Source organism: Burkholderia pseudomultivorans, from assembly GCF_902499075.1.
In the GTDB taxonomy this organism is placed as follows: domain Bacteria; phylum Pseudomonadota; class Gammaproteobacteria; order Burkholderiales; family Burkholderiaceae; genus Burkholderia; species Burkholderia pseudomultivorans.
Genome location: NZ_CABVPP010000039.1, coordinates 41,171 through 62,533, shown reverse-complemented (window position 1 = coordinate 62,533; position 21,363 = coordinate 41,171). Strand labels below are relative to the sequence as shown.

Below are 21,363 nucleotides of genomic sequence, written 5' to 3'. Positions count from 1 at the left end.
GTCATGATCGTCAAAGCCGCGCACGGCCGCCGCTGGACGGTGCGAAAAATGCTCGCCCGTCGGATCGAATTGGCCTGCTACCGCGTGGCTGCGATCCGTGAAGCGAATGCGTCGGCCCGACGACGCGCGAGGGAATGCAATGGAAACGGAATTGAAGCTGCTGGTCGACCTCGAGCACGTCGACAGAATCCGCGAATCGCCGCTGTTCGCGCAGAGCAAACACGCCGACCTGGCGAACACACCGCTGACCAGCACCTACTACGACACATCGGAATTCGCGTTTCGTCGGTGCAATGCATCGCTGCGCGTGCGAACGCAAGGCGACAAGACCATCCAGACCATCAAGCTCGACGGCCCGGCATCGGCAGGCCTGTACGAGCGCGACGAATTCGAAATGCCGGTGGCAGGTCCCGCGCCGGATCTGAGCTTGTTCAACGACTCGATCCCCGCCGACAGCGACCTCGGAAAGCTGATTCGCGACAAACGCACGACGATGGATCTCGCACCGCGCTTCGTCACGAGGATTCGCCGCACGGTGCTGCCATTACGCGCGCAACCGGGCGAGGAAATCGAGTTTGCGATCGACGAAGGCACCATCGAAACCGAAACGGATTCGACCTCCGTCGTCGTCGTCGAAATGGAACTGAAGCAAGGCCGGCCGGAGCGGCTTTATCAAATTGCGCTCGAACTGCTCGCAACGGTGCCGCTGCGCTTCGACCCCATGAGCAAGGCCGATCGCGGCTATGAAATGCTGCTGCAACAACATCAGGCGCCCGTCAAGGCGCGGCCGGTGACGCTTCACAAGCGGGACAGCATCGAGGACGCCTTCCGCACGATCGCGCACAACTGCCTCGAGCAGGTTCACGCGAACGAACGCGGCGTCGTGTCCGGTCACGCCCCGTCGAGCGTGCACCAGATGCGCGTCGGCCTGCGGCGTCTGCGCTCGGCGCTCGATCTGTTCGACAAGGTCATTCCCGCCTATCCGGGGTTTCAGGACGAACTGCGCTGGATCGCATCGGAGCTGGGCGAGGTGCGCGACTGGGAGGTCCTTGCCCGCTCGACGCTCGGCCAGGCCCTTGCGCAGACCGAGAAGAAGCAGGAACGGCGGGCGGTGGAGCGCGCGTGCAAGCGGGTGGCGACGGAAAAGCGCGCCAATGCGGCGGCTGCCGCGCAGTCCGTCCGTTACACGCGACTGATCCTGCAACTGACGCTGTGGCTCGACGGCGCACGCTGGCGTGACGGCATGTCGAGGAAGGCGTCCGAGGCCGTGCAGAAACCGGCGAAGCGGCTGGCATCCGACATCCTGCGTCGCCGGCACAAAAAATTGCTGAAACGCGGCCGAGGGCTCGCCGATCTCGACGATCGCCGTCGCCATCGCGCGCGCATCGCGGCGAAGAAACTTCGGTATGCGACGGAATTCTTCGCTTCGCTGTTTTCGAAGTCGGCGGTGAAGCGCTATGTGGCGGCGTTGAGTACGCTGCAGGACGATCTGGGCTGGCGCAACGACGCCGTGGTCGCCCCTCGTCTGCTGGATTCGCTGCCGCGCGCCGCCGCCGATACCGTAGCGGGGGCCGCTTTCGTGCGAGGGTTCTGGGCTTCACGCGTGGCCGCCGATTACGTCCAGATGAAAAAGTTGTGGAAACGCTTCAGGCGGCTGTCTCCCCCGCGGTAGCGGTCAAGCGGCGGCAACGCCCTATCGCGTCCCGGCATCGCCGCTGAGCCGCTGCGACGCCGGGCGCTCGCGCGGCGTCCGATGCCGCGCGAACTCGCAAGGCCATGACCGCATCGTCGACGGTGCGATCGATAGACCGTTGCGCTGCCGCGCAACGCCTTACCGATGATGCGAACGCGCCGCCCGTGTCTGGGCTGCCTTCTTGGCCGCTGCCGAGCGGCCTGCCGCCCCCTTGGTTTGCGCGGCCTTCTTCGCGGCGGCGGAACGGCTCGCGGCCGGACGACGCGCAGCAGCGCTCTTCGCCTGCTTCGACATCGCGGCTGACGACGCGCCCTCCTTGCTCTCGCGCTTCAACACGGCGGTCGTGGTGCGCGAGCGCTTCGCTTTCGATTCGATGCTGGCGCCGGTTTTTTTCTTGCCGTGACCGGCAGCGGTGTCCTGTGCCGCCTTCTTGCGCGTCGCTTCGCTCGTCTTGCCCTTTGCGGGCGGCTTCAGATCGACGCCCGCGCGCCGCGCTTCCGACAAGCCGATGGCCACGGCCTGCCTGGCCGAACGCACACCGTGCTTGCCGCTGCGTACGCGGTCGATCTCCTCCTTGACGAATTCGCCTGCTTGCGTGCTCGGCGACTTGCCGGCGCGCTTGTCGGCGCGTGCTCGCTGGATCGCTCTCTGTTCGGGCATGGTCACTCTCCTTGACAAAGGTGTGGCCGTTCCAACGAGCAACGGACGTGCCCGGCGCACGTCGAACTTCCGGCAGCGAGCGCGAGTCCGCGTGCCCGCCGCTTATGCCCGTCGGTCGGATCGATAGCAGAATTGATCGGTTCTCGTCCGCGCTCCGCGTTGGTATGTTAGCCGGCTCGCTTCCATGCAACGAACCCGACCAGGAGCCCGCTTCATGACGTCGATGAACCGCCGCGCGTTCGCGCGCGCGATGCTGGCCGCCGGCCTGACTGCCGCGGGTGTCCGCGCCCGCGCCGACGATGCGCCCGCCGCGCTGCGCATCGGATACCAGAAATCGTCGACGCTGATCACGCTGCTCAAGACGCGCGGCACGCTGGAACAGGCGCTCGCGCCGCTCGGCATGCGCGTGTCATGGCATGAATTCGCGAGCGGGCTGCCGCTGACCGAGGCACTCAACGTCGGCGCCGTCGATTTCAGCGCCGACGTAGCCGATACGGTGCCGGTCTTCGCGCAGGCCGCGCACGCGCGCTTCGTGTACGTCGCGCAGGAAGCGCCGTCGCCGAAAGCGCAGGCGATCGTCGTCAAGCAGGACGGCGCGCTGCGCACGCTCGCCGACCTCAAGGGCAAGCGCATCGCAGTGACGAAGGCCGCCGGCAGCCACTACCTGCTGCTCGCCGCACTCGCACGCGCGAAACTCGCGCCCGCCGATGCCGCGATCCACTACCTCACGCCCGCGGACGGCCGCGCGGCATTCGAGCGCGGCAGCGTCGATGCGTGGATCACGTGGGATCCCTATGTCGCATCGGTGGACCGGAACCCCGACGTGCGGATTCTCGCCGACGGCGACGGGCTCGCGTCTTACCAGCGCTACTACCTGGCGTCGAGCAGTTTCGCCGCGGCCCGGCCCGACGTCTTACAGATCCTGTTCGACCGGTTGTCGCAGGCCGGCACATGGTTGCGCGCACATCAGCCGGAAGCGGCGAATACGCTCGCGCCGATCTGGGGGCTCGACGCCGCGACGATCGAGCGCGCCAACGCGCGACGCAGCTACGTGGTCCGCGAGGTGCTGCGGCAGAACTTCGGCGAACAGCAGAAGATCGCCGACACCTTTCTCGCCGCCGGACTGCTGCCTGCCCGCGTCGACACCGGGCAGGCACTGCGCTGGAATTTCGCCGCGAAACAGGCGGATCCGGTCGGCGCATGAGTGTCCGCGCGGGAGGGCACAAATAATTTCGACCGGTTCGATGAAATTATGTTGACAGACGTTGCAGACACGCTAAAATAGCGGTCTTTCGCGATGCAGCACCAAGCGAAACGTGCCCAGGTGGCGGAATTGGTAGACGCACTAGGTTCAGGTCCTAGCGGTGGCAACACCGTGGAGGTTCGAGTCCTCTCCTGGGCACCATCTGTTTTATAAAAAGGTCGGCTTTATGCCGGCCTTTTTCAGTTTGAGCCCAGGAAGCAAAGCGCCTGCGCGCTTTGCGTGGGGACTCGAAAGGCTGCGCTTGCAAGCGCAGCCGGGGTCGCGCTCGTGTGACCGAGTCCTCTCCTGGGCACCATCTGTATTAAAAAGGTCGGCTTTATGCCGGCCTTTTTTCATTTCCGTGCGCGGAAAAATCACACGCGGCGCCCGTTCCAGCGCTTCGCCGCAATCGCGACGCGCTCGCCCAGCACTTCGGCCGTTTTCCGGTCGCTCTCGATGATCGCATCGCCGCCCTGATCCGCATTCGCCTGCGCCATCGCGCCGAGGAACGAGCCAAGCCGGTTCAGATCGTTGACCGATCCCTTGCTGTTGTTGTTGCCGGGCATCAGGCCGAGACTCACCCACAGCATCTGATGCTGGGCCGCGAAGACGGCGAGCTGCTGCAGCGTCGCCAACTTGTCGCCGCTTTGCGAAGCGGAGACGGTGAAGCCGGCCGCGAGCTTGTCGCGCCACTTGCCCCAGTACTTCGACGACGCGTCCATGAATCCCTTGAACTGCGAGGACGCACTGCCCATGTAAGTCGGCGAGCCGAAGATGATCGCGCTGGCATCGCGCTCCAGATACGCCCAGTGATCGTCGATCGCCTCGACGGGAATCAGCTTGACCGACGCCCCGTCGACCTTCTCGACACCACGCGCAACGGCTTCCGCAATGACGGCCGCATGACCGTAGCCACTATGAAAAACCACGGCGATCTCAGACATGAAACACACTCCTCATCGGGTTGAGTCAGACAAAAAGTTACCTCGATGGTAACAGATATATCCGAGGCATCATGCACGCACGATCGTGCATCGACGGCGAACCGAACTTGAGTCGGCCCCGAAGGAAACCGCATGTTGGCCCGCCACGCGCACCGAAAAGAAAGATCGCCCGAAAACCTGTTGACAGAGTTTCCAGACACGCTATAATCGCAGTCTTTCGCAATGCAGCACCAAGCGAAACGTGCCCAGGTGGCGGAATTGGTAGACGCACTAGGTTCAGGTCCTAGCGGTGGCAACACCGTGGAGGTTCGAGTCCTCTCCTGGGCACCATCTGTTTTATAAAAAGGTCGGCTTTATGCCGGCCTTTTTTCATTTCCGCCCCGCAAAACCGCTTCATCCACCTGCCCGGCAAACTCCCCACTCCTTTCCGCAGCTCCCCGCCGTTCCGCTCGCCCTCACCGACCGGGATTTCCCTAGGCTGACATGTCCGTGCTCACGCGGTTAAATAAATCAACGTGATTTATTTAATTCGTCGCCGGACGACGAAGCATGGAAGGAGACGCCATGAGAAGCCCGCACATCGGCCAGGGAAGCAATTCGGCCAACGTGCGCCGTTACAACGAGCGCCTGCTGCTGAAGACGCTGCGCCGCGCGGGCAGCGCGTCGAAAGCCGACCTCGCCCGCCTCGCGAACCTGACGGGCACGGCGGTCGGCAGCATCATCGCGTCGCTCGCCGACGCGAAGCTGATCGAGTTCACCGGCCGCCGCACCGAAGGCCAGCGCGGCCAGCCGGCGTCGCTGATCCGGCTCGATCCGCGCGGCGCGTTCGGCATCGGCGTCCATCTCGACCGGATGCGCATCGAGACGGCACTCGTCAACTTCGCGGGCGACGTGCTCGGCCGCCGCTCGCACGACACGCTGCTGCCGCCGCCCGCCGAAGCCCTCGACATCGTGCGTCGCGACATCGACGCGATGCAGGCGCTGCTGCCCGAGCACGAGCGGACGCGCCTGGCCGGCATCGGCGTCGCGCAGCCGTACAACCTCGGTGCATGGATGCGCGAACTCGGCCTCGCGCCCGACACCTTCCGCGCATGGGAAGACGTTGATTTCGCGAGCGATCTCGGGCGCACGTCGTCGTTGCCGGTGTTCGGCGAGAACGACGGCAACGCGGCCGCGATCGCCGAGCTGTTCTACGGCTACGGCCGGCAGTGCGACGACTTCGTCTACCTGTTCATCGGCCCCGCGATCGGCGGCGGCATCGCAATCGACGGCGACTGCCTGCGCGGCGTGACCGGCAACGCGGGCGACATCGCCGTGATCCCGGTGCCGCCGAGCCGACTGGCGTCCGCGCCGCCGCCGCGCGGACCGTGGGACATCCTGCTTGCCCGCGCATCGCTGCATGCGCTCGTGCGCCATCTGCGCCATCGCGGCGAAACCGTCGACAACCGCGCCGACCTCGAAGCCTGCATCGCGCGCGAGCTGCCGGCCGTCGACGAATGGATCGACGACTGCGTCGACGCGCTCGCGCCGGCACTGCGCGCAGTGCTGTGCGTCGTCGATGCGCCGGTGGTCGTGCTCGACGCCGACACCGATGCCGGGCTGCTCGATGCGGTGACGAGCCGCTTGCGCGCCGCGCTGGCGGCCACGGCGCCCGAAGCACGCGGCACGCCGACGCTGGTGCGCGGCACGTTCGGCGCCGACGCCGGTGCGATCGGCGCCGCGACGCTGCCGATGTACTTCAACTTCTCTCCGCGCGCCGGCATTCTCCGCGGCGCCGGCACGGAATCACAGGAGGTCAGTCATGTCGCGATCTGAGTCGTCCCGGCCGCTGCTCGAAATGCGCCGGATCAGCAAGACGTTCCCGGCCGTGCGCGCGCTCGACAACGTCAGCCTGACCGTCTATCCGGGCGAGATTCACTCGCTGATGGGCGAGAACGGCGCAGGCAAGTCGACGCTGATGAAAATCCTGTCGGGCGCGTACCGCGCCGACGCCGGCGGCGAAATCCTGATCGACGGCGCGCGCATCGACGTCGACGGCCCGCTCGCCGCGCGCGATGCGGGCGTCGCGGTGATCTACCAGGAGCTGTGCCTCGCGCCGAACCTGACGGTCGCCGAGAACATCTACGTCGGCCGCGAACTGCGGCGCGGCAACCGGCGCTGGGGCACGATCGACCGCGCGGCGATGGCGCGCGGCTGCCAGGACGTGCTCGCGCGCCTCGGCGCATCGTTCGGCCCGGACACGCTAGTCGGCACGCTGTCGATCGCCGAACAGCAGCTCGTCGAGATCGCGCGCGCCGTGCATACGCGCGCCCGCATCCTCGTGATGGACGAGCCGACCACGCCGCTGTCGTCGCGCGAGACCGAACACCTGTTTCGCCTGATCCGGCAGTTGCGCGAGGAAGGCCTCGCGATCATCTACATCAGCCACCGGATGGCGGAGATCTACGAACTGTCCGACCGCGTGTCGGTGCTGCGCGACGGCACCTACGTCGGCACGCTCGAACGCGACGCGCTGTCGGCCGAGCGTCTGGTCGGCATGATGGTCGGGCGCGACATCTCCGGCTTCTACAAGAAGGCGCATGCGCCGTACGACCCGGGCCACCTGCTGCTGTCGGTGCGCGACGTCGCCGACGGCGGCCGCGTGCGCGGCTGCAGCCTCGACCTGCATGCGGGCGAAGTGCTCGGCGTCGCCGGGCTGGTCGGCGCGGGCCGCACCGAACTCGCACGGCTGATCTTCGGCGCGGAGCCGCGCACGCGCGGCGACATCAAGCTCGGCGAGCGCACCTTCGGCGCGCATTCGCCGCGCGACGCGATCGACGCCGGCCTCGTCTACCTGACCGAGGACCGCAAGCGCCAGGGCCTGTTCCTCGACATGAGCGTGCGCGACAACATCAACATCTCGGTCTGCAACCGCGATGCGCGGCTCGGTGCGCTCGATCTCGCGCGCGGCGCGCAACGCGCGCGCGATGCGATCGCGTCGCTGTCGATTCGCGTGCCGAACGCGAACGTCAACGTCGGCGCGCTGTCCGGCGGCAACCAGCAGAAGGTGCTGCTGTCGCGCCTGCTCGAAACCAGGCCGCGCGTGCTGATCCTCGACGAGCCGACGCGCGGCGTGGACATCGGCGCCAAGTCGGAGATCTACCGGATCATCAACGAACTGGCCCGCGCGGGCGTCGGCGTGATCGTGATCTCGAGCGAGCTGCCGGAAATCATCGGCGTGGCCGATCGCGTGGTCGTGATGCGCGAAGGCGAAATCGCCGGCGAACTCGGCGGCCATACCGGCACGCCGATCACGCAGGAAGCGATCATTGCGCTCGCGACCGGCTCGCAGGCCGAACTCGCCGACGCGCACTGAGCCCGGCCCTTTTCATTTCATTCTTACATTCAGGTTACCGAAATGATCAATCCGACCAAGCAGCGGAACCTCGCTTCCGCGACCGCCCATCCGGCGGCCGATCGTGCGCCGCAGGCGCGCATCGCCGATCATCGTGCGCGCATGCAGTCGCTGATGCGCACCGCCGGCATGCTGCCGGTCCTTCTGGTCCTGTGCATCGGCTTCGGTTTTCTGACCGACGGCTTCTTCACGCTGCAGAACCTGTCGATCGTCACGCAGCAGGCATCGATCAACATCGTGCTCGCAGCCGGGATGACGTTCGTGATCCTGACGGGCGGCATCGACCTGTCGGTCGGCTCGGTGCTCGCCGCCGCGGCCGTCGCATCGCTGCTCGCGTCGACCATTCCCGGCTGGGGTTGGCTCGGCGTCCCCGCCGCGCTCGCAGTCGGCCTCGTGTTCGGCGCGATCAACGGCGGGCTGATCTCGCTGCTGCGCCTGCCGCCGTTCATCGTGACGCTCGGCGCGATGACCGCCGTGCGCGGCGTCGCGCGGCTGCTCGGCAACGACACGACCGTGTTCAATCCGCAGCTGCCGTTCGCGTTCATCGGCAACGGCACGATCTTCGGCGTGCCGTGGCTCGTCGTGATCGCGTGCGCGGTGATCGCGATCTCGTGGTTCATCCTGCGCCGCACGGTGCTCGGCATGCGCATCTATTCGGTCGGCGGCAATCCGGAAGCCGCGCGGCTGTCGGGCATCAACGTGCGCGCGATCCAGCTGTTCGTCTATGCGGCGTCGGGCCTGCTCGCCGGGCTCGGCGCGGTGATGTCGGCCGCGCGCCTCTACGCGGCCAACGGGCTGCAGCTCGGCCAGTCGTACGAGCTCGACGCGATCGCCGCGGTGATCCTCGGCGGCACGAGCTTCGTCGGCGGCGTCGGCTCGATCGTCGGCACGCTGATCGGCGCGCTGATCATCGCGGTGCTGACCAACGGCCTCGTGCTGCTCGGCGTGTCCGACATCTGGCAGTACATCATCAAGGGCCTCGTGATCATCGGCGCCGTCGCGCTCGACCGCTACCGCCAGCGCGACTCGGCCCGCACCTGACGCCCCGCTCGCCGCTTTCCCCTCTGCGCGCAGGCAGGTCGGCCTGCGCGCATTCGCCAACAGACCTCACGGAGACACAACGACATGTTCAAGCACAAAGCCGCCCTGACCGCCCTCGCGTGCGCGTTCGCCTTCGGCGCATCGGTTGCGCATGCTGCCGACAAGCCGCTGAAGCTGATCGGCGTCACGGTCGGCTCGCTCGGCAACCCGTATTTCGTCACGATCGTGAAGGGCGCCGAGGCGCGCGCGAAACAGATCAACCCGAACGCCAAGGTCACCGCCGTCTCGGCCGACTACGACCTGAACAAGCAGTTCACGCAGATCGACAACTTCATCTCCGCCCACGTCGACATGATCCTGCTGAACGCGACCGATCCGAAGGCGATCGAGCCGGCGGTGAAGAAGGCGCAGGCGGCCGGCATCACGGTCGTCGCGGTGGATGTCGCCGCGGCCGGCGCGAACGCGACCGTGCAGACCAACAACGTGAAGGCCGGCGAGCTTGCGTGCGACTACCTCGCGAAGAAAATCAACGGCAAGGGCAACGTGATCATCGAGAACGGCCCGCAGGTGTCGGCCGTGATCGATCGCGTGAACGGCTGCAAGTCGGTGCTCGCGAAGAACCCGAACATCAAGCTGCTGTCGAGCGACCAGGACGGCAAGGGCTCGCGCGAAGGCGGGATGAACGCGATGCAGGGCTACCTGACGCGCTTTCCGAAACTCGACGGCGTGTTCACGATCAACGACCCGCAAGCCGTCGGCAGCGACCTCGCCGCGAAGCAGCTGAACCGCCCGGGCATCGTGATCACGTCGGTCGACGGTGCGCCCGACATCGAAGTCGCGCTGAAGACGAACACGCTCGTGCAGGCGTCGGCGAGCCAGGACCCGTGGGCGATGGCGCAGCAGGCCGTCAACGTCGGCTACGGCATCATGAACGGCCAGAAGCCGGCCAACCCGATGATCCTGATCGAGCCGACGCTGGTCACGCGCGACAACGTGAAGAGCTACAAGGGCTGGAGTTCGCCGCGCTGATCGCACCGCCCGCGAACGGATGCGGACCATGCCGGGCGGCGCCGCCGCGCATCGCACGGCCCACGGCCGGCGTTGCCCGGCCTGCTGCGGGCGGCGTTACCCTGCAATGACGCCCGCCCTGCCGTCCACCTCGCCGCCCGCCTGCAGCTTCTGCAGGCTTTCGTCGACGCTCAGCTCCGACATCGCGTCGTCGCGCAACGTGCCGTCGGCCGCGCGGCGCAGTGCATGCAGCGCGTGCAGCTTGAGCCGCACGATCGCGAGCCGCTGGCCGTGCGCCGCGCATTCGGCGGCGAACGTGCGCAACGATTCGATCGTCGTGCCGTCGACATCCGGCGTTTCCTCTAGGCTCAGCATCACCGTATGCGTGTCCGGCGCGGCCTTCATCAGCGCACGCACGCGATTGAGCATGCGGTCGGCGTTCGCGAAGAACAGCTGGGCCTCGGGCCGCACGATCAGCACGCCCGCTACCGGCTTCGCGTCCTCGTGGCTCGCGACGTCGACGAAATCGTGACTGTCGCGCAACCGTCCCAGCACGCTGACGTTCGGTTCGGACAGCTTGCGCAGCGTCAGCAGCAGGCTCACGCCGATCGCCGCGAGCAGCCCGTGCAGCACGCCGAGCACGAGCACCGCGAGCAGCGCGGCGATCACCACGAGCCGATCGCGATGCCACGCCCAGTACGGCCGGAACACCGACGGATGCAGCGAGTGACTGACCGCGAAGATCACGATCGCCGCGAGCACGGGCTCCGGCGTGCGCGCGAGCTGCGGCAGCAGCAGCCACACGATCAGCGCGACCACGCCGGCCGCCCACAGGCCCGCAAAGCGCGACTGCGCGCCGGCCGCCTCGTTCGCCGAGGTCGCCGAATAGCCGGCGCCGACCGGCATCCCGTGCAGCAGTCCCGACACGAGGTTCGCGCAGCCGAGCGCGACCAGGTCGCGATTCGGCGACACGCTGTCGCCGTGCTTCAGCGCGAAGTTGCGAATCGAGCCGTACGACTCCGCATACAGGATCAGCATCAGCGCGAATGCAAGCTCGACCGTCTGCATCCATGCATTGCGGTCGAGCTGCGGCAAGCCGAACGACAGGTGCTGGAAATCGATGTGCCCGACCACGGCGATCCCGTAGTGCTGCCAGTCGACTGCATAGCCGGCCAGGATCGACAGCACGATCACGACGAGCGTCGCCGGCACGCGCGAACTGCGGCCGAGCACGAACAGCAGCGCGAGCGCGGCCGCACCCAGCGCGCCGCTCGCGAGGTTCGCATGCGGCGCGCCCGCGATCAGGTCGAGTGCGACATGCGGTGCATCGCTGTGCTGCACCGATACCGCGAGAATCTTCGGCAGCTGCTTGATGACGATCGTCACCGCCAGCCCGAACGTGAAGCCGCGCAGCACCGGCCGCGCGACGAAATCCGACATGCCGCCGAGCCGCGCGGCACCCGCGAGGATGAACAGCACGCCCGTCATCGCGACCAGCGCGGCCGCCAGCGCGAGGTGCGCGGCCAGCGCCATTCCCGACTCGGCCAGCACGGTCGCCGCGAGCACGGCCGCCGACGACGAGGTCGACGACACGATCGCGAAACGGCTGCTGCCGGTGAGCGCGTAGACGACGAGTCCCGACAGCAGTGCGATGAGGCCCGCCTGCGGCGGCAGGTTCGCGAGCCCCGCATAGGCGACGGCTTCCGGAATCAGCAAGCCGGCAATCGACAGGCCGGCCAGCGCATCGAGACCGATGCGCTGCGCGCGCGGCGGCGGCGCCGCATCGGGCGCGGCGAAATGGTCTGCATGCTGCGGGGCGGCGTCGGGCGGGATCGGAGCGGTCGTCATGGCGGTCGACGTATGGCGTCGCTCAGGGCTTGACGGCAATCACGCCCGACCAGCCGGGCAGATAGCGCGCATCCTGCTCGTGCGCGTGACGCAGCGCGATGTCGAGCGCCTTCGCGAAGTTCTTGCGAATCTGGTCGAGCGACACATGCTGGCGCAGGAAGTCGGCCCACAGGAATTCGCTGAACGGCGTCGCGTCCTTTGCATAGCCGCCTGCGGTGCGCAGCTCGCCCGCGAGGCTGCGGTACGGGTCGTCCTCGAGCCCCGTCAGCGCCTTCGGCAAATGCGCATAGTCGCGACGCGAACCGTCGGGGCCGAACGGATGCACCCACTGGTTGTGTTCCATCATGCGCCAGAAGATCGTGTCGTCGAGCCACGACAGATCCTTCAGCAGCATCGCGTTGACGCGCGTCTCCCCCTCCTCGATCAGCGCGAGACCGAGATGGTGGTGATCGGTGATGTAGTGCAGCCCGCCCGGCCCGAGCACGGCCGGAAACCAGTGCGATTCGATCGCGGCCTTGCGCGCGCGCTTGCCGAGCGCCTTCCAGTGCTTGCGCTTCGCTTTCACTTCACGATAGCCGACCGTCATCTGCGTCGGACGCAGCGTGTCGAGCGTGACGGGAATGAGATGAACATCGTTGCCCAAAGCCATGGTCGTACCCCATGTCGATAAATTCCGGCAACGATACTCCTGATCGCCCGCGCCGTTAATACGTCGCTGCGATCATGCGCACGCGTTTGACGATCCCTGACAGCCGCGTGCTGCGCTATGCGCGCAAATCGTCGCGTTCGAGACGATGCCGCACGTACGGGATGCCATCGCGTACCACGCCGACGCGATGCATCCCGAGCTTGCGCGCGACGCCCAGCGATCCCGTATTCGCCGCGGCGATATCGGCAATCACGCGCGGCAGCCGCACGGTGTCGAAGGCATGGCGCACGACGGCCGCCGCGGCCTCGCTCGCGATGCCGCGCCCCCACGCCGCGCGCACGAGCCGCCAGCCGATCTCGACGTCGTGCGCGCCGTCCGCATAGTCGGGGATCAGCAGGACCCAGCCGGCGAACGCAGCGGGCGCGGCCTTCTCGAAGATCGACCAGTAGCCGAGGCCCGGCGGATAGTCGCGCGTGATCCGGTGCGTGACGAAGCGGCGATGCTCGACGGGGTCGTGCCACGGGCCCGCGATGTGCCGCGTGACTTCGGGATCTCGGTCCATCTCGATGCACGCATCGAGATCGGCCAGCACGCGCGGGCGCAACCATAGCCTGGGCGTTTCGAGCATCGGCAGCGTGGCGGCGAAAGATTCGGTCATCGGGACTCCTGATTCGGCGGCAACGCGCATCGAATTAATTACAAATCAAATACAACCATCCATCGCAAATCATACAGACGGCTGTCAGTTTTGTTGCGCGCACGCATTTCCTTTTCCGAAACAAGCCATTTCGTAGGGATTATTCCCGATTCGCGGCTATCGCGCCCCACATCCCGATGCGCGCCGCCTACACTCGATCAGTACCCCCGCGCCGCGCCCCAGGCCGCACCCGCATGCCTGCCGTGCGCACGCAAGCCAACGAGGAGACCTCGGCCATGAGCTGGACCCGCGAACAACGCAACGTCACGATTGCCGCCTACCTGGGGTGGACACTCGATGCGTTCGACTTTTTCCTGATGGTGTTCGTCCTCAAGGACATCGCCGCCGAATTCGCATCGACCATTCCAGCCGTCGCGTTCGCGCTCACGCTGACGCTGGCGATGCGTCCGCTCGGCGCGCTGATCTTCGGCCGGCTCGCCGACCGCTTCGGCCGCCGTCCGACGCTGATGGTCAACATCGCCTGCTATTCGGTGCTCGAACTGGCATCGGGCTTCGCGCCGAGCCTGACCGCGCTGCTCGTGCTGCGCGCGCTGTTCGGCATCGCGATGGGCGGCGAATGGGGCGTCGGCTCCGCGCTGACGATGGAAACCGTGCCGACCCACGCGCGCGGCATCGTGTCGGGACTGCTGCAGGCCGGCTACCCGAGCGGCTATCTGCTCGCGTCGATCGTGTTCGGCCTGTTCTACCAGTACATCGGCTGGCGCGGCATGTTCATGGTCGGCGTGCTGCCCGCGCTGCTCGTGCTGTACGTGCGTGCGCACGTGCCGGAATCGCCGGCGTGGAAGCACATGGAAAAGCGCGAGCGCCCGAGCCTCGCGGCGACGTTGCAGCAGAACTGGAAGCTCACGATCTACGCGATCGTGCTGATGACCGCGTTCAACTTCTTCTCGCACGGTACGCAGGATCTCTATCCGACCTTCCTGCGCGAACAGCATCACTTCGATCCGCACACCGTGTCGTGGATCACGATCGTGCTGAACATCGGTGCGATCGTCGGCGGCCTGTCGTTCGGTGCGATCTCGGAACGGATCGGCCGCCGCCGCGCGATCTTCATCGCGGCGCTGATCGCGCTGCCCGTGCTGCCGCTGTGGGCGTTCTCGAGCGGCGCGCTCGCACTCGCGGCCGGCGCGTTCCTGATGCAGATCTCGGTGCAGGGCGCGTGGGGCGTGATTCCCGTCCACCTGAACGAGATCTCGCCCGACGAGATCCGCGCGACCTTCCCCGGCGTCGTCTACCAGCTCGGCAACCTGCTCGCGTCGGGCAACGCGACGATGCAGGCCTCGCTCGCGGTTTCGCACGGCAACGACTATGCGTTCGCACTCGCGCTCGTGGCCGGCGTCGTCGCCATCGCGATCGCCGTGCTGATCCTGTTCAGCCGCGAACGACGCGGCATCGACATGACGCAATCGGTCAATACGCGTAGCACCGTCGGCTGAGCCGCGGCATTGCCGCGTCGCATCATCGCGCGCGCCCCGTCCTGCCGGGGCCGTGCACCGGCGTTTCCGCATCCGCACATCGATCTAGAGGAATCCGACCAGATTCACCGCTTGCCCGCCCCGCCCGCGTTTTTTTATCTTAATAAAAACGACTGTTTGAATCAGATAATCAAATCACCTGTTCGCGGCCGGGCGACCGGCATGGGAGGCGGAACATGGCAGTAAGTCAGGAGGGACGGCCATCTGCGGGACGGTCGTCCGCGGGGCGGCCGTCGGGCAGCCGGCAGACCGGCGGCACGAAGGCGCGCATTCTCGATGCGGCGGAGGACCTGTTCATCGAGCACGGCTTCGAAGCGATGTCGATGCGGCAGATCACGTCGCGCGCGGCGGTCAACCTCGCCGCGGTCAACTATCACTTCGGCAGCAAGGAAGCGCTGATCCACGCGATGCTGTCGCGCCGGCTCGACCAGCTCAACCAGGAACGCCTCGGCATCCTCGATCGCTTCGACGCGCAGCTCGGCACGCACATCACCTGCGAACACGTGCTCGGCGCGATGTTCATTCCCGCGCTGAAGGCGTCGCGCGATCCCGAGCGCGGCGGCCCCGGATTCCTGCGGCTGATCGGCCGCGCGTATACCGATCCGTCGCCGTTCGTGCGCAACTTCCTGACCGCGCACTACGCGAGCGTCGCCGGACGCTTCTTCGATTCGTTCCAGCGTGCGCTGCCGCATCTGCCGCGCAATGAACTCGGCTGGCGGCTGCACTTCGCGATCGGCGCGCTGTCCGGCGCGCTCGCCGGTGCGGAAACCGAGAGCCTGATCGACGAGTTCTCGCAGGGCCGCACGATGAACGACGTGCAGATGATCGCGCGCCTGTCGTCGCTGATCGTCGCCGCGCTGAAGGCGCCGATGCCCGACAGCGCGCAGCTCGAGATCTTCGCGGCGGTCCTCGACGACGCGGGCGCGAGCGCCGCGTTCGGCCTGCCGTCGAGCGCGGCAGCAGCCGATGCGGCGACGCTGCATTCGTCGAATTGATCGCGCGGGACACGATGCACGCCTTCCGTTGACCGACGACCTCGTTTGCGCGCGAACGGGCAGCGACGCGCGTTGCGTCGTTCCGCTGCGTGGTTCGAGTCCGGATGCGGACGCGGCGCGCGCCGGTGTTCACCGAACGGCTTGATTGAAAGACCGCGATCCGGTGCAAGCGTCGAAGCGCTGCCCCGGATCGATCGTACAAGCATGGACCGGAGCAGGCGCGCAAGCGCCGACGCCGGCCGACCGCATAGCATGGGACCGGCGCGGACGCCGAAGCGTCAACGCCGGTCGATACTGGAGACACATCATGCCCGCTCCTGCAGCGACCGCCACCACGCTGGTACCGCCGAACACCGACGGCATCTGGTACGCGTCATACCCGCCCGGCGTGCCGCACGAAATCGACATCACGCAATATGCGTCGCTCGTGCAGTTCTTCGACGAATGCACTACACGCTTCGCCGATCGCGTCGCGTACGTCAGCGCGGGTGCGTCGATGACCTATCGCACGCTCGCGCGCAAGGTCGATGCGTTCGCGTCGTATCTGCAGTCGATCGGCGTGAAGCCCGGCGACCGCGTCGCGATCATGCTGCCCAATACGTTCCAGTATCCGGTCGCGCTGTTCGGCACGCTGAAGACCGGCGCGATCGTCGTCAACGTCAATCCGCTGTATACCGTGCGCGAGCTCGCGCACCAGCTGAAGGACAGCGGCGCGCAGACGATCGTCGTGTTCGAGAACTTCGCGCGCACGCTGCAGGATGCGCTGCCCGAAACGCAGGTGAAGAACATCGTCGTCACCGCGCTCGGCGACCTGCTCGCCGACGGCTTCAATGCGAAAGGACGACTGATCAATTTCGTGCTCAAGCACGTGAAGAAACTCGTGCCGGCCTACCACCTGCCGCAGGCCGTGCAGCTGCGCTCCGCGCTCGCGCTCGGCGCGCGCAACCAGCCGCAGCCCGCGACGCTGACGCGCGACGACCTCGCGTTCCTGCAATACACGGGCGGCACGACGGGCGTCGCGAAAGGCGCGATGCTCACGCACGGCAACCTGATCGCGAACCTGCTGCAGGCGAAGGCGTGGATCGCCGACCAGCTCACCGGCGACATCGAGACCGTGCTGACGCCGCTGCCGCTCTATCACATCTATTCGCTGACCGTGAACGCGTTCATCTTCATGGGACTCGGCGGGCGCAACATTCTGATCGCGAATCCGCGCGACATGACGATGGTGATGAAAATCCTCCGCCATGAGACCTTCACGGGCATCACCGGCATCAACACGCTGTACAACGCGTTCCTCGACAACGAGGAGTTCCGCAAGCGCGACTTCTCGAAACTCAAGCTCGCGATGGCGGGCGGCATGGCGATGCAGCGCGCCGTCGCGGAGCGCTTCCAGCAGGTGACGGGACGGCCGGTCGTCGAAGGCTACGGGCTGACCGAATGCTCGCCGATCGTCACGATGAACCCCGTGGACCTCAACGCGATGGCCGCGTTCAGCGGCTCGATCGGGCTGCCGGCGCCGTCGACGCTGGTGCGCTTTCGCCGCGAGGACGGCACCTGGGCCGGCATCGGCGAGCCGGGCGAGCTGTGCGTGCACGGGCCGCAGGTGATGCGCGGCTACTGGCAGCGTCCCGACGAAACCGCGAAGGTGATCGACGCCGACGGCTGGCTCGGCACCGGCGACATCGGCGTGATGGACGAGCGCGGCTTCGTGCGCCTGATCGACCGCAAGAAGGACATGATCCTCGTGTCGGGCTTCAACGTGTATCCGAACGAAATCGAGGAAGTGCTCGTGATGCACCCGGGCATCAGCGAAGCGGCGGCGATCGGGATCCCGGACGACGTGCAGGGCGAACGGATCAAGGTGTTTGTCGTGCGGCGCGACCCGGCGCTCACGGTCGACGACGTGCTCGCGCACTGCCGCAAGAACCTGACCGGCTACAAGATGCCGAAATTCGTCGAATTCCGCGACGCGTTGCCGCAGACGAACGTCGGCAAGATCCTGCGCCGCGCGCTGCGCGACGAGGAGCTGGCGAAAATCAAGGCCGCGAAGCAAGGGTGATGGGCGCGTCGCCCGCCATGCGCGGATAAGTCAGTCGAATCCTGGGGCGGCGGCGGCCGGATCGCGATCGCAATATCGCGCCCGCGCCGCCTGCCGCGGATTCAATCGTCATCGTCGTCGTGATGCCGATGCCAATGCTTGTAGTAATGCCGGCGCCACTTCCGATAACGATCGTCGTCGTCATCGCCGTAGTAGCCGTATCCATAGCCCGGATATGCGACCACCGCCGGCTGCGGCGGCGCCACATAGACCGGCGCAGGTTCGACATAGACCGGCGCCACCGGAACGCCGATGCCGACCGACAGATCGACGTGCCCCGCCATTGCACTACCGGAAGCCAGCAACGCCACACCCCCGACCCATCCTACCATGCGCCTCTGATTCATCTCCGCATCCCTGTTCCGCCGGCTTGCCCGGCGTCTGCGGCGAATGTAAGCGGGATGGTCCCGGCCAGGTGCTACCGCGCTGCGAGAGACGTAACGCAACGTAACGAAACACGCCCTGCGGCCCTTTCCTGCACGCAGTCCGGGCAGAAAATCCCGTCGAAGAAACGACGACCGGCAGCGAACATTCGTTCGGCGTTATGAGCGGCAGCAGACGCTAGCCATTCGGCCAGATCGCGAAAATGTACGGGAGCGTCTATAGTGGGTTACGGTTCGACACAATCGCGACTGGGCGCTTCCGGAACGAACAGGGTAAAATCCCGCCAAACACCTTGTGGACGAACACGCCACACACACGCACAACATATTCTCTGACGCAGGCTCCTGCCGCACCTCAATGGCCAATCCCGCAGAATCCCATCCGCAAAACGACTTCATCAATTCCGCGCGCAAGGAACGTAAGCGCGTTGAAATCTATCTCGTCAACGGCATTCGCCTGACGGGTTGCATCGAGTCGTTCGACCAGTATCTGGTGATGCTGCGCACCCCCGTGGGTCTGCAAGGCATCTACAAGCGTGCGATTTCCACGATCCAGCTCGACACCGGCGGCTCGCGCCCCGGTGGTGGCGGCCCGCGCGGCCCGCGCACCGGCGGGCGTCCCGGCGGCCGTGAAGGCGGCGGCCACAGCCCGTACGGCTCGCACGGCGGCCCCCGCGAATCGCGCGGCGACGGCGGCTATGGTTCCCGTGAACCGCGCGAGGGCTATGGCTCACGCGAACCCCGCGAGGGCTATGGTTCCCGCGAACCGCGCGAGGGCTACGGCTCGCGTGAGCCCCGCGAAGGCTACAGCACGCCGCGCGAATACGGTGCGCCGCGCGACGCCGGCGGCGATGCATCGGGCAGCGCACCGTCCGATGCGCGCAGCGGCAACGGGCCGGTAATCGTCACGCGCCGCCGGCGAATCGTGCCGGACGGCCAGTAAAACAAAAAGGGCAAGCCAACCGGCTTGCCCTTTTTGTTTGGATGGCCGGCGCGGCATGTCGCCGCACCGCCGCTTCCCGCTCAGCGGGCCGTCGTCGGCAGCCCTGCGTCGGCTTCACGCTGCAGCGAACGCACCTGCTGCTGCAACGTACGCAGTTGCGCCTGAAGCTCGGCCTGCTGCGCCTGCAGCGCAGCCGTCTCGTTGCGGACGTTCTTCTGGCGATCCGCGACCGCCGCCTGCTGCTCGCGCGCGATCGAGATATCGGCCTGCAGGCGCCGCGCCCGCTCCTGCGTAACCTCGATCTGCCGGTCCATCTGCGCCTTCTGCGATTCCAGCTTCGCCGCGCGCAGTTCGTTGACGGCCAGACGCTCCGCCTGACGCGAGAAATCGCGATAGATCAGCTCCGCGCGCGATTCGTCGTACGTCTTGACCACGCGCCAGAACGCCTTCTGCTGAAACAACGCGACGAAGTACGAACCGTCCTTCACGTTGAACAGCAGGCTCGCGCCATAGCTGCCGTTGTAGCTTGTGCGCATTTCGGTCAGCGTATGCGACTGGATCTGGCGCTGCAGCTCGTCGACCGTGCTCTGCCCCGTCGTCTCGCCCGCCTGCGGCTGCACCGACGACTGAACCTGCGGATCGATCGCCGGAATCGCCGCTACCGGCGCCGACGCCTGCTGCACCGCCGGCGAAGTGCTGCTTGCCAATCCCTGCGCGTACGCGCCCTGCATGCCTCCCACCATGGCGAGCAACACGCATGCCCGCCCCAACCCCGTCATATGGCTCATGAAGTTCTATTCCCCGCCCGAGTCGTTGTAATTCAGCGCGATTTTATCTCATTAATTACTCGCTTTCGCGGGTCTCGGGTTCCTCGTCGAAGATCTGATATTTGCGCATTTTTTCCCACAACACCTTGCGGCTGATGCCGAGCTGCTGCGCCGTATCCTGGCGCCGCCAGCCATTCGCATCGAGCGCGGCAATCACGCGATTGCGTTCGTTCATGTCCCACTTGCTGCGGTCGACGAAAACCTCCGCCGCGCTCTCCACCGGCACCGGCTGCGCCGAACTGCGCGCGTGCGCGATCAGCCGCTGCAGTCGCGCGGCGTCCCAGCCGCCCGTCTGCCGCACCGTCACGCCGACGCGTTCGGCAAGATTGCGCAACTCGCGCACGTTGCCGGGGAAATAGCTGTCCGCCACCGCGTCCGCGAGCCAGTACGGCAGGTCGGGCAATTGCGCGAGCCGCTCCTCGCCGACCACTTCGGCGACGAACGACTTGAACAGCGCGATCTTGTCCACGGCGCCGCGCTCTTCCAGCGACGGGATGCTCAGTTCGATCACCGCGAGCCGGTAATAGAGATCCGCGCGGAACAGCCCGTCTTTCACGAGTTGCGGGAGCTTCTTGTTGCTCGCCGCGACGAGCCGGAAATCGACCTTGACGGGCGACGTCGCACCGACGCGCAGCACGGCGCCGTCTTCGAGCACGCGCAGCAGCTTGACCTGCTGATAGAGCGGCAGATCGCCGACTTCGTCGAGGAACAACGTGCCGCCCGCGGCCTGTTCGAAATAGCCTTTATGCGCAACAACCGCACCGGTGAACGATCCTTTGGCATGCCCGAAGAACAGCGATTCGAACAGGCCGTCGGGAATCGCGCCGCAGTTGACCGGCACGAATTCGCCGTGCCGGTAGCGCGAGTGTTTTTCGTGCAGCAGCTGCGCGATGCGTTCCTTGCCGACGCCGGTTTCGCCGTGCAGCAGCACGTTGGTGTCGCAGTCGGCGAAGGTGTCGACTTCGTGCAGCAGCGCCTGCATCGACTCCGAGTGTGCGACGAGGACGGTCGGCTGCAGCGTTTCGGCCGCGTGCGCGCGCAGTTGCGTGACGAGCTTGCCGACCATCCCGCGCAGTTCGGCGCAGGTGAAGTCGAGCGGCAGGATGTGCGAATACTCGGGCGGATACTGCGACGCGTCGTGATCGCGCGCCGCGCCGACCCAGACGACCGGCATGCCGATGTTGGCCTGCCAGTCGCGCAGGAACGCCGCGCCGCTTTCGATCATCGTCACGCTGATGATCGCCAGCGACGGTCGCAACGCGGCGCGCTCGGCCGAGATTTCCGCGTTGTCGGCACGGATCACTTCGACGTCGAAGCTCGCCATGCACCGGGCGACGCGGTCTACGATGTCCGCCTTGCCTTCCCAGACGTAGAGGTCGAGTTCTTCGATTGCGTGGGTGGGTCTCATTCTTCGGGTACGGCTACGGTTGATGACGAGTTG

18 protein-coding genes and 2 tRNA genes are annotated in these 21,363 nt (G+C 66.5%); 12 read left to right on the top strand and 8 right to left on the bottom strand.

The window, feature by feature from the left end; translation table 11 throughout:
• Window positions 1-139: 139 nt before the first annotated feature.
• Entirely contained in the window at window positions 140-1,672 is a 1,533-nt protein-coding gene (locus BST28156_RS22870) for a CYTH and CHAD domain-containing protein (RefSeq protein ID WP_174903439.1), read from the top strand.
• A gap of 159 nt (window positions 1,673-1,831) precedes the next feature.
• Here the strand turns inward: BST28156_RS22870 and BST28156_RS22865 are convergent, their stop codons facing one another.
• Window positions 1,832-2,353 carry a DUF6496 domain-containing protein gene (locus BST28156_RS22865; protein WP_174903443.1) on the bottom strand — a complete coding sequence of 174 codons (522 nt, stop codon included), beginning with the start codon at window positions 2,351-2,353 and terminating at the stop codon, window positions 1,832-1,834.
• A gap of 214 nt (window positions 2,354-2,567) precedes the next feature.
• On the opposite strand from BST28156_RS22865, the gene BST28156_RS22860 reads away from it, so the two are divergent.
• Together BST28156_RS22860 and BST28156_RS22855 are read left to right on the top strand one after the other, a co-directional pair.
• Window positions 2,568-3,557 (top strand): aliphatic sulfonate ABC transporter substrate-binding protein, encoded by a 990-nt coding sequence (locus BST28156_RS22860; RefSeq protein ID WP_174903438.1) that lies wholly within the window; start codon window positions 2,568-2,570, stop codon window positions 3,555-3,557.
• 114 nt (window positions 3,558-3,671) lie between these two features.
• Window positions 3,672-3,758: transfer RNA gene (locus BST28156_RS22855), tRNA-Leu, on the top strand.
• Between the two features lie 212 nt (window positions 3,759-3,970).
• On the opposite strand, the gene BST28156_RS22850 is transcribed toward BST28156_RS22855, so the two are convergent.
• Window positions 3,971-4,540 carry a flavodoxin family protein gene (locus tag BST28156_RS22850; protein WP_174903437.1) on the bottom strand — a complete coding sequence of 190 codons (570 nt, stop codon included), beginning with the start codon at window positions 4,538-4,540 and terminating at the stop codon, window positions 3,971-3,973.
• A gap of 243 nt (window positions 4,541-4,783) precedes the next feature.
• Here BST28156_RS22850 and BST28156_RS22845 point away from each other — a divergent pair.
• The 5 genes from BST28156_RS22845 to BST28156_RS22825 all read left to right on the top strand — a co-directional run bounded on the left by BST28156_RS22845 (window position 4,784) and on the right by BST28156_RS22825 (window position 10,004).
• Window positions 4,784-4,870: transfer RNA gene (locus BST28156_RS22845), tRNA-Leu, on the top strand.
• Window positions 4,871-5,104: 234 nt separating this feature from the next.
• The gene (locus BST28156_RS22840) at window positions 5,105-6,355 is read left to right on the top strand and encodes an ROK family transcriptional regulator (RefSeq protein WP_060243703.1); all 1,251 of its coding nucleotides are present in this window, start codon (window positions 5,105-5,107) and stop codon (window positions 6,353-6,355) included.
• Window positions 6,342-7,895 carry a sugar ABC transporter ATP-binding protein gene (locus BST28156_RS22835; protein WP_060243701.1) on the top strand — a complete coding sequence of 518 codons (1,554 nt, stop codon included), beginning with the start codon at window positions 6,342-6,344 and terminating at the stop codon, window positions 7,893-7,895. Before BST28156_RS22840 ends, BST28156_RS22835 begins: the two co-directional genes overlap by 14 nt.
• Before the next feature lie 42 nt (window positions 7,896-7,937).
• The gene (locus BST28156_RS22830; RefSeq protein ID WP_174903436.1) at window positions 7,938-8,975 is read left to right on the top strand and encodes an ABC transporter permease subunit; all 1,038 of its coding nucleotides are present in this window, start codon (window positions 7,938-7,940) and stop codon (window positions 8,973-8,975) included.
• An 84-nt stretch (window positions 8,976-9,059) separates the two neighbouring features.
• Window positions 9,060-10,004, top strand: coding sequence for an ABC transporter substrate-binding protein (locus BST28156_RS22825; protein ID WP_060243696.1), 945 nt, complete (start codon window positions 9,060-9,062; stop codon window positions 10,002-10,004).
• 96 nt (window positions 10,005-10,100) lie between these two features.
• Here the strand turns inward: BST28156_RS22825 and BST28156_RS22820 are convergent, their stop codons facing one another.
• The 3 genes from BST28156_RS22820 to BST28156_RS22810 form a co-directional block, all read right to left on the bottom strand.
• Complete coding sequence (locus tag BST28156_RS22820) at window positions 10,101-11,831, bottom strand: SulP family inorganic anion transporter (RefSeq protein WP_174903435.1); 1,731 nt, start codon at window positions 11,829-11,831, stop codon at window positions 10,101-10,103.
• 22 nt (window positions 11,832-11,853) lie between these two features.
• Complete coding sequence (locus BST28156_RS22815; protein ID WP_060243691.1) at window positions 11,854-12,480, bottom strand: ParB-like protein; 627 nt, start codon at window positions 12,478-12,480, stop codon at window positions 11,854-11,856.
• Window positions 12,481-12,595: 115 nt separating this feature from the next.
• A complete protein-coding gene (locus BST28156_RS22810; protein ID WP_174903434.1) occupies window positions 12,596-13,138 on the bottom strand; it encodes a GNAT family N-acetyltransferase in 543 nt (180 codons plus the stop codon).
• 275 nt (window positions 13,139-13,413) lie between these two features.
• Between BST28156_RS22810 and BST28156_RS22805 the strand changes: the two genes are divergently transcribed.
• The 3 genes from BST28156_RS22805 (at window position 13,414) to BST28156_RS22795 (ending at window position 17,730) form a co-directional block, all read left to right on the top strand.
• The gene (locus tag BST28156_RS22805) at window positions 13,414-14,634 is read left to right on the top strand and encodes an MFS transporter (protein WP_174903433.1); all 1,221 of its coding nucleotides are present in this window, start codon (window positions 13,414-13,416) and stop codon (window positions 14,632-14,634) included.
• 215 nt (window positions 14,635-14,849) lie between these two features.
• Window positions 14,850-15,668, top strand: coding sequence for a TetR/AcrR family transcriptional regulator (locus tag BST28156_RS22800; RefSeq protein WP_060243687.1), 819 nt, complete (start codon window positions 14,850-14,852; stop codon window positions 15,666-15,668).
• A gap of 307 nt (window positions 15,669-15,975) precedes the next feature.
• On the top strand, window positions 15,976-17,730 hold the full coding sequence (locus tag BST28156_RS22795; protein ID WP_174903432.1) for an AMP-binding protein: 1,755 nt from the start codon (window positions 15,976-15,978) through the stop codon (window positions 17,728-17,730).
• A gap of 101 nt (window positions 17,731-17,831) precedes the next feature.
• Here BST28156_RS22795 and BST28156_RS22790 read toward each other — a convergent pair whose 3' ends face one another.
• Window positions 17,832-18,116, bottom strand: coding sequence for a hypothetical protein (locus tag BST28156_RS22790; protein ID WP_174903431.1), 285 nt, complete (start codon window positions 18,114-18,116; stop codon window positions 17,832-17,834).
• Between the two features lie 394 nt (window positions 18,117-18,510).
• On the opposite strand from BST28156_RS22790, the gene hfq reads away from it, so the two are divergent.
• On the top strand, window positions 18,511-19,095 hold the full coding sequence (gene hfq, locus BST28156_RS22785; RefSeq protein WP_060243680.1) for an RNA chaperone Hfq: 585 nt from the start codon (window positions 18,511-18,513) through the stop codon (window positions 19,093-19,095).
• Between the two features lie 80 nt (window positions 19,096-19,175).
• Here the strand turns inward: hfq and BST28156_RS22780 are convergent, their stop codons facing one another.
• Together BST28156_RS22780 and BST28156_RS22775 are read right to left on the bottom strand one after the other, a co-directional pair.
• Window positions 19,176-19,883 carry a DUF2968 domain-containing protein gene (locus BST28156_RS22780; protein WP_060243678.1) on the bottom strand — a complete coding sequence of 236 codons (708 nt, stop codon included), beginning with the start codon at window positions 19,881-19,883 and terminating at the stop codon, window positions 19,176-19,178.
• A 55-nt stretch (window positions 19,884-19,938) separates the two neighbouring features.
• On the bottom strand, window positions 19,939-21,330 hold the full coding sequence (locus tag BST28156_RS22775; RefSeq protein WP_174903430.1) for a sigma 54-interacting transcriptional regulator: 1,392 nt from the start codon (window positions 21,328-21,330) through the stop codon (window positions 19,939-19,941).
• Window positions 21,331-21,363: the final 33 nt, after the last annotated feature.